General features: G+C 45.7%; 13 protein-coding genes. 6 read left to right on the plus strand and 7 right to left on the minus strand.

Annotation, left to right across the window (positions count from 1 at the left end; translation table 11 throughout):
* Nucleotides 1–298: 298 nt before the first annotated feature.
* From L5L98_RS20200 to L5L98_RS20210, 3 genes are all read right to left on the minus strand, one after another.
* On the minus strand, nt 299–742 hold the full coding sequence (locus L5L98_RS20200) for a hypothetical protein (RefSeq protein ID WP_198572034.1): 444 nt from the start codon (nt 740–742) through the stop codon (nt 299–301).
* 214 nt (nt 743–956) lie between these two features.
* Nucleotides 957–1,166 carry a DUF3012 domain-containing protein gene (locus tag L5L98_RS20205; protein WP_076498649.1) on the minus strand — a complete coding sequence of 70 codons (210 nt, stop codon included), beginning with the start codon at nt 1,164–1,166 and terminating at the stop codon, nt 957–959.
* 36 nt (nt 1,167–1,202) lie between these two features.
* Nucleotides 1,203–1,568: an STAS/SEC14 domain-containing protein gene (locus L5L98_RS20210; RefSeq protein WP_105250333.1), complete on the minus strand. Its 366-nt coding sequence runs from the start codon at nt 1,566–1,568 to the stop codon at nt 1,203–1,205.
* Between the two features lie 136 nt (nt 1,569–1,704).
* Here L5L98_RS20210 and arfB point away from each other — a divergent pair, with 136 nt between their 5' ends.
* The 4 genes from arfB to L5L98_RS20230 all read left to right on the plus strand — a co-directional run bounded on the left by arfB (nt 1,705) and on the right by L5L98_RS20230 (nt 4,124).
* On the plus strand, nt 1,705–2,136 hold the full coding sequence (arfB, locus tag L5L98_RS20215; protein WP_263143115.1) for an alternative ribosome rescue aminoacyl-tRNA hydrolase ArfB: 432 nt from the start codon (nt 1,705–1,707) through the stop codon (nt 2,134–2,136).
* Between the two features lie 288 nt (nt 2,137–2,424).
* On the plus strand, nt 2,425–2,865 hold the full coding sequence (gene aroQ / locus L5L98_RS20220) for a type II 3-dehydroquinate dehydratase (protein WP_263143117.1): 441 nt from the start codon (nt 2,425–2,427) through the stop codon (nt 2,863–2,865).
* A gap of 35 nt (nt 2,866–2,900) precedes the next feature.
* A complete protein-coding gene (accB, locus tag L5L98_RS20225) occupies nt 2,901–3,365 on the plus strand; it encodes an acetyl-CoA carboxylase biotin carboxyl carrier protein (RefSeq protein WP_263143119.1) in 465 nt (154 codons plus the stop codon).
* Between the two features lie 81 nt (nt 3,366–3,446).
* Entirely contained in the window at nt 3,447–4,124 is a 678-nt protein-coding gene (locus L5L98_RS20230; RefSeq protein ID WP_263143121.1) for an SDR family NAD(P)-dependent oxidoreductase, read from the plus strand.
* Between the two features lie 54 nt (nt 4,125–4,178).
* On the opposite strand, the gene L5L98_RS20235 is transcribed toward L5L98_RS20230, so the two are convergent.
* A complete protein-coding gene (locus L5L98_RS20235) occupies nt 4,179–5,402 on the minus strand; it encodes an MFS transporter (RefSeq protein WP_263143125.1) in 1,224 nt (407 codons plus the stop codon).
* Between the two features lie 109 nt (nt 5,403–5,511).
* Nucleotides 5,512–6,321 (minus strand): hypothetical protein, encoded by an 810-nt coding sequence (locus L5L98_RS20240; RefSeq protein WP_263143127.1) that lies wholly within the window; start codon nt 6,319–6,321, stop codon nt 5,512–5,514.
* 159 nt (nt 6,322–6,480) lie between these two features.
* Here L5L98_RS20240 and ubiD point away from each other — a divergent pair, with 159 nt between their 5' ends.
* Nucleotides 6,481–7,962: a 4-hydroxy-3-polyprenylbenzoate decarboxylase gene (gene ubiD, locus L5L98_RS20245; protein ID WP_263143129.1), complete on the plus strand. Its 1,482-nt coding sequence runs from the start codon at nt 6,481–6,483 to the stop codon at nt 7,960–7,962.
* A gap of 114 nt (nt 7,963–8,076) precedes the next feature.
* On the plus strand, nt 8,077–8,787 hold the full coding sequence (gene fre, locus L5L98_RS20250; protein WP_106648267.1) for an NAD(P)H-flavin reductase: 711 nt from the start codon (nt 8,077–8,079) through the stop codon (nt 8,785–8,787).
* Between the two features lie 610 nt (nt 8,788–9,397).
* Here the strand turns inward: fre and L5L98_RS20255 are convergent.
* The gene (locus L5L98_RS20255) at nt 9,398–11,164 is read right to left on the minus strand and encodes a retron Ec67 family RNA-directed DNA polymerase/endonuclease (RefSeq protein WP_263143132.1); all 1,767 of its coding nucleotides are present in this window, start codon (nt 11,162–11,164) and stop codon (nt 9,398–9,400) included.
* Nucleotides 11,165–11,954: 790 nt separating this feature from the next.
* Entirely contained in the window at nt 11,955–12,584 is a 630-nt protein-coding gene (locus tag L5L98_RS20260; protein WP_263143133.1) for a flavin reductase family protein, read from the minus strand.
* Nucleotides 12,585–12,704: the final 120 nt, after the last annotated feature.

A 12,704-nucleotide genomic window follows, 5' to 3' on the forward strand; every position in this document is an offset into this window, starting at 1 on the left:
GGCTGACTTTTGCGCCCAAAGCGAAACGGCTAGATGTGAGCTTCATTTACATAGCTCAATGCAAAGCAATCATATCGTTCTGGGCATGGCAAATAAGCGCCGATCGAATCATCCCGCCAAGCAATACAGTAACGGCTAAAAAGCCAATGACGGCTCCAACAGTTAACGCTGCGAGCATCAGTTCAAGCGTATCTTTTGGGGGATGAACATAACGGACTTATCACGCGGCAAAATAGAATGAGATCCAATCAGATGAATCAATCGTCCTAGGCCGAGAAATAAGCCGAATATTGGAGAATTAAGCGATAGGAGGGCGGTATTTAGGTAAATTTTCAGGCGGGAAATAGGATACATCGGTAGGCAGATAGACGCTTTCTAACGCCTGTACAGGCTGACTCACTGCCTGAGATAACAGCGCCACATGACCGCCATGGCATTGACAGTCGAGGCATAGGTCAAAATCTTGTATTTCAGTGGTTTTCACTAAGTGGGAATGAAATCCGTTGCTTTGGTTCTCACCCGCGTGATTACTGGTGACACCCGTGGAGTCCGCAAAGCCTAAGGCTTGCTCGCTTGGGCAAACGCAATCGACACATTGGGCCAAAGTGGTCACTTGGGCACTAAATTGCAGATGGGGATGATTCTCAGCTTCTTCCGCACCATTGCCCGCATGTAACTGATGCGCACCCAAATTCGCGCCGGCAAATTGCAGCACGATAATGGCTATCAGTAGGGTTACCATTCGAGTAAAAAATGGCTTAGCGGTAGAATTCAAATATCACCTATAGCAAATAACGGATAACGGATAACGGATAACCGAACATCTGACCCGTATGATAAACATAAGTTCACAGCTCGCAAGCAAAGTCTTTCAAGCTGTGATCTCTAAAGGCTAACGCTGACTTAAACACTCAGTGCTTATTTAAACACACAGCACTTATTTAAATACACAGTGCTTATTTAAATACACAGTGCTTAGCGTAATCAGCGGCTTCGTTAGCAGTCCAATCGCCAGACGGCTTATTTTTCATCTGTTTACACCAAGCATCACTGCCCACTTCTGGCGCGCAGGCACTCAGTCCAGCGGTAAATGCCAAGACTAACGCAATCGCACTGACCTTAGAAACTGTCAGCGAAGAAACAGAGCCCGATTTCAATAATGACATACTTAATTCCTTGTAAATATGGCCTAAATTAGACCATTAAATATTCGAACGCTTAGTGATCCAAGCAATCGCTTTGGCTTTCTGTTCGAGTGGAAACCAAGCCACTTCGCCCTGCATAAAAGGCCCGAGTAAGCGCACCGCATTTCCTACCCAATCAGGGCCGCCCACAAATACTAAGGCTTCAAAATTCGGTAACTGGACTTCACCACTACCAGTCAGCGACTCAAATTCCCAGCCTTCGAGTAACACATCCGCCTCAATATACAGGCAAACTTGGCCCCAATCCTTACGATAACTCTTAATCGCTGGCTGTAAACGGGTCCGATAATCGGTGGAGGATAGTCGGCCACTGGCAAAAAGACTGATAACACCCTTAGCAATATCGGGGATTTGGCATAACATAGAGGCACTCCGAATCGAGAACACTTTTGCAGGCAATGGCTTTAGCCAATGCAGCGGCAAAGAATGCGCCCGATGATAACAAATCTATTGGAAAGCCATAAGTCATTATTGATGGCTTCTCAATCCATGCTGAAAAATGCCTAAGTTTGCCATGATAAAAATCTCAAACCGTGTGGAACTTCAGGAAAATGAAATCGAGTGGCAATTTATCCGTTCGAGTGGTGCAGGCGGCCAGCACTTAAATAAAGTGTCCACCGCTGCGCAGCTGATTTTCGATATTAAAAGCTCATCATTACCCGAGTTTTACCAAGAACGCTTGCTCAACAAGGCGGATCACCGCATCACTAAAAGCGGCAAAATCATCATCAAATGTCAAGCGAGTCGCAGCCAAGATGCCAACCGCCAAACAGCCTTGGAGCAATTTATCGCCTTGATTGCCAGTGTCGGTGAAGTGCAGAAAAAACGCATCCCCACCCGCGCCACTAAAGGCAGCCAAACTCGGCGATTAGAAACCAAGAAACAAAAAGGTGCCACTAAGGCCATGCGTCAACAGAAGAGTGACTATTAACTTAGGTGACAGTTAACTTAGATGACAATTAACTCAACTGACAGTCAACTTAGGCAATTGCTAACTCGGTACCAGAGAAATAACCGCAATTGAACCCAGCCAACAATGGCACAGGATTTCAAAGGTATAATCGGCTCGCACATGATCAGCTCGCACACAATTGACTAACGGATAATGCAAAATCGATTTGAACAGGTTAAGTTAATGGCCTATGTAGAAAACTGAAATAAATTTATTCCAACTTTAATCCCAGCATAAATCCCAAGGCATGCCGTAAAGGAAAGCGCAATGAGTCACAAAATTTTGCTCGTCAATGGCCCCAATCTCAACCTCTTAGGCCGCCGCGAGCCCAGCGTTTATGGTCATCAAACCTTAGCCGACATAGTGGCGGAGTTAAATCAGCAGGCAAAGTTTGCGGGAGTTGAGCTCGAACATATTCAGTCCAACGCCGAATTTGAGCTAATCAATGCGATTCATGCAACCGATGCCCAGATGATTATTATCAATCCCGCCGCCTTTACCCATACCAGCGTCGCCCTGCGTGATGCCCTGCTTGGCGTGGCAATTCCGTTCTTTGAAGTGCATTTATCCAATGTGCACGCCCGTGAAGCCTTTCGCCACCATTCCTATTTTTCCGATAAGGCGATAGGCGTGATTTGCGGTTTCGGTTCACAAGGTTATGAGTTTGCACTGGCGGCAGCCATTAAGCGGCTCAACCAGCAACAGTAATCCCATTCAATAGCGTGCTTTGCAAGGGCAGATAAATGGCAATGGATCTTCGTAAAATTAAAAAACTCATTGAGTTAGTACAAGAATCTGACATAGCAGAACTGGCGATCACAGAAGGTGAAGAATCAATTCGCATCACCCGCTACAGCCCTATGCCAGCCAATATGCAGTCATCGCAAACGCCAGCCATAGCACGAGTAGCGCCTTTGAGTGAACAGGCAAAGCAAACAAGCCATTCGCAAACAGGCATTACGCCAAGTACAGAAGGTTTTGTACAAGTCTCACCTATGGTCGGCACTTTTTACGCGGCGGCAGAACTCGATGATGTGCCGCTGGTTAAAGTCGGTCAACGTGTGAGCCAAGGTGAAGTTGTCTGCATTATCGAAGCGATGAGAATGATGAATCCCATCCAAGCCGAGCGCGATGGCGTGATCAGCGCTATTTGGGCCAAAGACGGCGATGAAGTGGCATTCGATCAGCCGCTATTTACCTTAATCTAACCGCTCGCCTTCCCATGAATTGAAGCGCACTTGAGTTTAAGATGCGGTTTTCAAGCCAAGACAGCATTAACCGAGGTCACTATGATATTAATTACCGGCGCCAGCAGTGGTTTAGGCGCGGCACTCGCATCGCTCTACGCCAAAGAGAACGAAGCACTGACACTCACAGGCCGCCATGCCGAGCGTCTACAAACCGTCGCCAATGCATTAACGCCCTTCTCCAACAAAACGATCGCCGCGATCACCGCCGATCTCGCCAGTGAATCGAGTCTCGAAGCCCTGTTCGATGGCCTAACGCAAGCCCCTAAAACCGTGATCCACTGTGCGGGCAGCGGCTACTTTGGTGCGATTGAAACCCAAGGGGCGAACGATATCCAAAGCCTGCTCAATAACAATGTCACCTCGACGATTCTGTTAGTGCGGGAATTAGTGAAACGCTATAAAGATCAAGCAGTCACAGTGGTTGTGGTCATGTCCACCGCAGCACTGGCCGCCAAGGCGGGCGAATCCACTTACTGCGCGGCAAAATGGGCGGTGCGGGGATTTATCGAGTCGGTGCGATTAGAGCTTAAACAAAGCCCAATGAAGTTGATTGCCGTGTATCCCGGCGGCATGGATACAGGCTTTTGGCCCAGTAGCGGTAAGGCTTTAGATACCTCAAGCTTTATGTCCGCCGATGAAGCGGCTGGCATGCTCAAACAAGCCTTAGTTGCCACAGAGCATGGTTATATCGCCGATATCACCATACAAAGGGGCTAAATGTGCTGATTCGAGACGCAGAATATGACCACTGCGTCTCTTCCTTAGCGCTCGCTAGTCGGCGCAGTTCGCTGTGTTTAGGGTAACGACGCGACGGCTTTCTCTGTGGGTCAGCCACCACATCAGCAGTCCCCCCAATGACAACAAAGACGCCGCATAACCTGTCGCGGCAATGCCTTGTCCTGACAGTATCACTAAACTGCCCACCCAAGGGCCTATTGCATTGGCAAGATTAAAGGCGCATTGCACTAAAGCGCCTGTCATGGCTTGCCCATCAGGTGCCACATCCATCAATCTGGCTTGCACAATAGTGGCGAGCCCTAACCCACAACCGACAAAAAATACCACGGGCATCAGCGCCCAGTAATGTCCGGTCAAACTCGGGTAAATCGCCAACACCACAGTGCTTAACACTAACGACCAAAACGCCGCCACTAAGGCCGACTTATCCGCCGCCCAGCCGCAAACTAAGGTGCCCAATGTTGCGCCAATACCAAATACCGCCATCATGATCGGGATCTTAAACGGCTCGACTTGTGTCACTTGGATTAAGGTTTCAGCCAGATAGGTATACACGCAGAAGATACCGCCAAAACCAATGGCCGCGATGCCGAGCGTCAGCCAGACCTCACGATTTTTAAGGGTTTGTAGCTCTTTTTTGGGACTCGCATCAGCGGGCACGGCTTGATTAGGTGCTAAAAAATACACCATTATCGCGGTAATGGTCGCCAAAATCGCCACTATGCCAATGCCCGAGCGCCAGCCCACAGTTTGCCCCATCCAAGTCGCAAACGGCACACCGATAATCGTCGCCAGCGTAAGGCCAATAATCACCCGCGATACGGCGCGGGCCTTCATTTCTGGTGGCACTAAAGAGGCGGCGAGCAACATAGCCACGCCGAAATAAGCGCCGTGGGGCAAGCCGCTGAGAAAACGAAAAAAGATTAACCAATTCAATGATGGCGCTAACGCACTTAAGCCATTGGCCACCGCCATTAACCCGGCTAAAGCAATCAAGAGTGTTCGCCGTCTGACCCTAACGGCCAGCACCATGATAATCGGCGAACCGACCACAACCCCCAGCGCATAGGCACTAATGGCATAACTCACATGGGCAACCTCTACCCCTAAATCGCTCGCGATATAAGGTACTAAGGTCATGGAAGCAAATTCTGTGGTGCCTAAGGCAAATGTGCCAAGCGCTAAGGCGAGCAACACCCACAGAGTACTGGCTCCCTTAGCCTTATTTTGAGCTGCCTGATTTTGAGCAATGTCCAAACGTCTTCTCCGTTATTCTATAAAATGATATTAATTAAAAAGTTAAGTGCTAAAAATAAATTGGAGCCCACTATGGGGCTCCGATTTTCAGTAATTAAGTGATTTGAATCTATCGTGCTAACTGCTCTTGATAGGTTTGACTGTTCCAGTCGTAAGCGTAAAGCGTGCCTTGCCACTCGTAAAGTGTACGACCATCCTGCTGCACAACCCTAGCATTGCTCGGCAAGCTAGACACACTGTGCGGTGCGCGTGGACGCGGAGTCGCAGCTGTTTTGCCTGTGCCGTTACTAGTTTGCGACACCAGTTGCCCAGTCGTTTGTCCGGCCATATTTACAGGAATACTCGACACCATACGGCCTTCACTCGCAGAATACTGCATACTGGTTGTTACCCGTACAGGTGCAGAAATGGCCACAGGTTCATCGTCGTAGCGCATAGGAATCGACAAACCTATGCCCGAATAGGGCGAGTTCCAGTAATTTCGAGCGTAGGCGTCACGCGATGTATTCCAACCCCAATCATTGTTCCAATGGGTGTTCACACCATAACCGACATTCCAACCCGATCCCCACCCCGTAGCGAGCCCTAAACCCAGTCCTAAACCCCAAGGGTAATAAGGTCGATAATAGGGACGATAATGGCGATTATCTTTGCGCACATGGCGGTTGTCGTAATAATTGTCATAACGATTGTTGTAATGACTGTCGCCACGACTGTGGCTATCACGATGACCATGACGTTCGTCTTGATCCGAATAGCCTCTATTTCCGGCCACCGCCACAGTCGGCACACTGAGCGCCCCCAAAAGTGAGATCCCCACGACAAGCGATAAAACCAAGCACTTTAGCGACCGCTTATGCGCGCCATGTGATTGACTTTGAACACACTTTTCTTGAGCAAACCATACAGGAATATTCATATAAACCTCGAAATAAAGGGCGTAAGCGAGATCTATCGCGACTTACTGGTAGCCATTTTACGCTTCCTAAGCTTGAAGATCACTGAATTGGTTAACCCTAAAACAGAAAAATGCTATAGTGCGCGCCACACGGATTTTCACCGCAGAGGCTATTTCCACATGAGTTTTAAGGATTTACGCAGCTTTATTGATCACTTAGAAGCCAATGGCGAACTCAAACGCATTAGCTACCCAGTTGATCCTCATTTAGAAATGACAGAGATCGCCGATCGCGTATTACGCGCTCAAGGCCCTGCGCTATTATTTGAAAATCCCAAAAATCATCACATGCCCGTGTTGGTAAACCTGTTCGGTACGCCAAAACGTGTGGCCATGGCCCTCGGCAAAGACGACCCATTAGCCCTGCGCGAAGTGGGCGAACTGTTAGCCTTTTTAAAAGAACCCGAGCCACCTCGGGGTTTTAAAGACGCGATCGCTAAGATCCCTATGTTCAAGCAAGCCTTGAATATGCAGCCAAAAACAGTGCGTAATCCGCCTTGCCAACAAATCATCAAAACCGGCGATGAGGTCGATTTAACTAAATTGCCTATTCAGCATTGCTGGCCGGGCGATGTCGCACCACTAGTGACCTGGGGCTTAACCATCACCAAAGGCCCGCGTAAGAGTCGTCAGAATTTAGGCATTTATCGCCAACAATTACTGGGTAAAAACAAGCTGATCATGCGCTGGTTGTCCCACCGTGGCGGCGCGTTAGATTTTGCTGATTTTAAACAACAATTCCCCGGTGAGCGTTATCCGGTTGTGGTCGCACTCGGCGCCGATCCTGTGACAATTCTAGGTGCCGTAACCCCAGTCCCCGATTCCATGAGCGAATACGCTTTTGCCGGTTTACTGCGCGGTGAACGTACCGAAGTCTGTAAGGCATTAAGCTGCGACTTAGAAGTGCCCGCCACCAGTGAAATCATCCTCGAAGGCTATATCGATCCTGAGGAACTGGCGGAAGAAGGGCCCTACGGCGATCACACGGGTTACTACAACGAAACCGATAAGTTTCCAGTATTTACCGTTACCCACATCACTCAGCGTAAAGATGCCATCTACCACAGCACTTACACTGGCCGTCCACCGGATGAGCCCGCCATGCTGGGGGTTGCATTAAACGAAGTGTTTGTGCCGATTTTGCGTAAGCAATATCCTGAGATCGTTGATTTTTATCTGCCACCTGAGGGCTGTTCGTACCGCATGGCAGTGATCTCCATTCGCAAACAATATCCGGGACATGCCAAACGAGTGATGATGGGCGCTTGGTCTTTCCTGCGCCAATTTATGTACACTAAGTTTATTGTCATAGTGGATGAAGATGTGAACTGTCGTGACTGGCAGGATGTGATCTGGGCGATCACCACCCGAATGGACCCTAAACGCGATACTGTGATGATCGAAAACACCCCGATCGACTACCTCGATTTTGCTTCACCCGTTGCGGGCTTAGGCTCAAAAATGGGACTCGATGCCACTAATAAGTGGGAAGGTGAAACTAACCGCGAATGGGGCACGCCAATCGTGATGGATCCAAAAGTAAAACAAAAGATCGACTCAATCTGGGATGAGTTAGGCATAGACGACAGCCCAACCCTATAATTCAGCTTAAGCCATTACTCAAGTATCGGCTTTAGCCAAGAGAATAGGCCAATAACAGGCCTCTAAAGCGACACCTAGACACATACTGTTGAAGAAAGGTGCAAAGGAAGTTTGATGAAAACCATACGTTGTAAGATAGAGAAAGTTAACCCATTTAACGATGCCGTATATCAAGTATTGTTAAGGCCTGAAACCGCCTTCGATTTCCAAGCGGGGCAATACTTATGTGTTGTCATGGGTGAAAAAGATAAACGCCCCTTCTCTATCGCATCAGCGCCAAACGCCGAGCTGATCGAATTACACATTGGCGCCGCTGTGAGTGAAAGCTACCCAATGCAAGTGGTCGAGCGCCTGAAAGCCTGCGCCCTTGATGGCAGCACTATCGACATCGAAGCCCCAGGCGGCGAAGCCCACCTGCGTCACGAAAGCATTCGCCCTCGCCTGTTAATCGCCGGCGGCACAGGTTTCTCTTACATTAAAAGTATCATCGAGCACCAAATAGCCCTCGGCCAACAGGTTGAAACTATGCTGTATTGGGGTTGTCGCACTCAAGATGCCATGTATTTTGAAACCATCGCCCGCGAGTGGCACGACGCTCACCCTTGGTTACACTTCGTGCCAGTTATCGAAGAAGCTCCCGCTAATTGGCAAGGCAAAACCGCTAATCTGTTAGCGCAAATCAAACAAGATTTTGTTAGCTTAAATGGCTACGACATCTACATCGCCGGCCGTTTCGACATGGTGGGTGCAGCACGGGAAATTTTCCGTGAGATTGGTGTAGAAGAAGCGCATCTCTACGGTGATGCGTTCGCGTTTATCAAATAACGCGATAATTGGTTAGCTTAGCTGGCTAACCTTTGCCAGCTAAGGCTTAAATAATAAACCCCAGTTTTTACTGGGGTTTTGTTTTTCAATCTTGCAGATGGCAGTCTATTGAGTTTACCCAAACTTCGTTTGGATTAAAGTCGTGGGGCTTCACCCCACACCCGACCAAGGAGGACTGCTCGTCCTATCCTCCTTGGATGCTCCAAGACGCCCCTAGCGAAGTTACATGCATTAGTTACTGGCTTCCTGCTTACTCGAAAATAGCTAACGCTTCCGATGGTACATCCTGTACCCCGAAAGCTAGGTTGGCATCCATGCCAAGCTCACGCGATTTTCTTCAACGCTCTTCAGCAACTTCGCAGGGGATCGGCGTAACCTTTAGCATCAAAGGTATACCTGTCCGCTCTTTCCCATAAAATCTTATACAATGTATTCACGTATCGAAGTCAATAGCGGTTAAATCTTAGTGCTCCACCATTCAAAACGTGAAAATGTTACAAATTGAGTTATACACATAATATTAATGTGATTTCTCTAATTTAACACTAATGGAGCAGAATTTAGATAATAACTTAGGTTACGATCCAATGCACATTGGATAGATGTGATACTAAACATCTTTATTTTTTGCATAGTGTGCAATAACTTTAGTTATTCGATCAAACAAAGGCTTAAAACCATCAAAATTAATTTTATTCTTATTCAACTTAACCACTTCGGTAGCAAATACATTTTTCCCATAATAATTACTCTTTGGTTCTATTTTTTCGGTTGGATCAAACACTCTATTATTGATTTTTGTCGCCCATAAATGCTTTTCAAATGAATGTTCAATCATTGTATCTTTATCACCATCAAGAGGTGTGATAACAAGGTACAAATTATTACAAACATGAACAAAATCTGTAGTTTTAATGGCTTCCCCCACATCGACACCCTTTGCCTTTCTAGGGCTAAATGTGCACGATTTAATTTTGCAAAGTTCTTTAATAATATCTTTAAGCCCTGCATCATTATCCAAGACAATAACTACAGGGCATTTAGGATTTGGTGCTTTATACAATAAAAAATGATGCTGGTAGCTTGCAATAAACCCTGATAGGTACGATGTACCACCATACAGCTCTAATAGAAATCTCGTTCTTTTAGAGTAATTAAAAAACTGAACCTTTGGTTCAAACTTTTTAGTCTTAGTTGCAGCGGACGCTAACAACTTATAGTCAGGAGAAAGTATATTCAATGCTGACAATAAATAAATATTGTCAGTTTTACCTTCGCAAAGAATTGTTGGTTTATCTGCATTATAGAAATTTTTATAAAAAAGAAACTTACTTAAAAGTTTTTCCCGACTACTTAATAGAGCTCTAGTTTTATACCCATGATTTCTATGTGCATAGAGAATACTTAGTACCTCTGGATGATTTATTCTATTATAAAAATCAACAGAGTCTATAAAGTTCAATCGTCCTTCCAGTTCATTTATCGAACCTTCAACATGCTCTCCATTAACAATTTTAGTATACTTACCTGTTTGAAAAAGACTATTACACATTGACTTTGTCAATTGGCGATACTCGCGCTTTATGCCAATTTTGTTGTTTACAATCAACCCAGTAACATCTTGTCTAGAATCTTTAAATTGTATTCTAGTTTTGTTATGATTCAGCCGAAATCCTGAACGGACTATTTCACCAATCAATCTACGCCCAGGTATATATTCTCCTTCATCTTGAGCCATAATCTCGACTGGGAATGAGTTTTTCCTAGTTGAAAATGTTATATCGTCAGCATATCTTGTATATGTACAAGAATATTTCTTCGCTAAACTTGCCAATCTGATATCTAGTGAGTGTGCTATAAGGTTTGTTATAACAGGGGAACAAGGGCTACCTTGAGGAAGCTCATCATTATGACAACATATTTGTGCTATAGTTGTAGCAACTACTTCATTTAGTAAAAAATTTCTATTACGAATAAAAAAACCACTTACTCGACCAAAGTTAAAAGAACCGAAAAAATCTTCCAGATCAATATTTAGTACATTATTTTTATTTTTATGCATTTCTGCATTTGTGATTATTGATTTATCTCTAACAAAGCCATGTGCTAATGTGCTTTTTTTACTTTTACTTTTATTTATGTCATCAATGCAATCAAGCAATAAGTCAGACAGATTACGTTGTAATTGTTTTAACTTTTCAGTAGGTGCATTAATGACTCTTTCCCCACCACTTTTTTTAGCAATGTTAAATTGCGAATACTTCTGTTCGGGGGTTGTTTTATAGAGTAGGTAAGCAAAATGAGATGGGCGGTAATTTAATAAATATGCTAAATCACTTCTTGTAGTGCAGCCTTGTAACTTTGTAATGGCATCCATAACCTTATAAGACTCCACATAAAATTTAGAGGGTAGCTTACGGGCACTCCTTCGCTCTGTCGGAGACATTAGAGTAATGTAACCTAACTATAAGGCGAGTCTATCAGACAATTTTTTCACTGATTGCGATACGCAACCCAAAATCTGCCCGTAAGCTGAGTTAACATTAATTGAATTTTTTTCATTGTCAATATTAAAATAAAAATCTCATGATTAAGTTCTCAAAAACAAGAAATATCGTTGTCTGAAACTAGCACGATATTTACTACCTTTGAACTGGAAAGTAAAAGTGACCTTTAATCTGTGTTAAAAGTCTTTAAATGAATTTGGCATTAGTTTTATCTCAGGCAAAGATGTAAGTCGTAAAAATAGCGAGATAACATCCATATAATGACAGGACCCCCACAACTATTTTTTGCTCTTAATGGTAAACAGACAACACTAAAACCACAGAGACACACCTTCCCCTGCGAAGTTGCTGAAGGGCGTTGAAAAAAATCGCGTGACGCAGACAGGACGTCTGCGTAGCTTTCGGGGGGAAGGGACGCCCCATCGGAAGCGTTAGCTATTTTCGAATAAGCACGAAGCCAGTAACTAATGCATGTAACTTCGCGAGGGGCGTCATGGAGAATCCAAGGAGGATAGGACGAGCAGTCCTCCTTGGTCGGGTGTGGGGTGAAGCCCCACGACTTTGACTTAGATTTGGATTTAAAAGGTTAAAAGTTAAACTAATACCCAAAACTCAAACGAAGTTTAAAAACCCACAGCCCTGCGGCGACTGAGCAGCCCCTTACACTTGTGGTCTATGTAGATCGAAACGCAGATCTTCACAGATCCCATAATAAGCCGATGGGCCGCCGGCACGTAATACGGGCTCGGCAAGAGCAGTTTGATAAATCCCCTCGGCATTGAGTAAATGCTTAGCAATATGCACGGCCACCACTTCTCCTAACACTAACCAAGTATCAATCTTGTCGCCATTAGCGGCAGTTAACTGGATACATTGGGACAATTTGCATTCGAAGTTTACTGGGCTTTCAGCCACTAAGTCTGCCTTAACAATGGTGCCTGCTTTAGCCGTGAGTCCGGCAAAGCTAAACTCATCTTGACCGCGTGGCAGCATGGCGGAGGTTTGATTCATCTGCTCGGCTAAGCCGCGGGTGGTGAGGTTCCACACAAACTCCCCTGTCTCGACGATATTAGCAACACTGTCTTTCCAGCCTGTGCTGGCAAAGCCGATGATGGGCGGTTTGTAGTTGAAACAATTAAAAAAGCTGTAAGGTGCAAGATTGCGTTGCCCCTGAGTATTCCGCGATGAAATCCAGCCGATCGGTCGAGGCCCCACAATCGCATTTAAAGGATCGTGTGCAAGGCCATGGCCTTTGCTCGGTTCGTAAAAATAGCGGTTATCAGCAGTCATACTTCATCCTTTTGTTATTGCCACAACAATACTGGTGCAATTAATACAGCCATCACAGGCACGCTTTTATAGCCACTATCTTACCCAAGTTTCGAGCAGCGACCAAAAGTCTGTAGGGCA

Source organism: Shewanella sp. SM23 (assembly GCF_025654295.1).
In the GTDB taxonomy this organism is placed as follows: Bacteria; Pseudomonadota; Gammaproteobacteria; order Enterobacterales; family Shewanellaceae; genus Shewanella; species Shewanella oncorhynchi.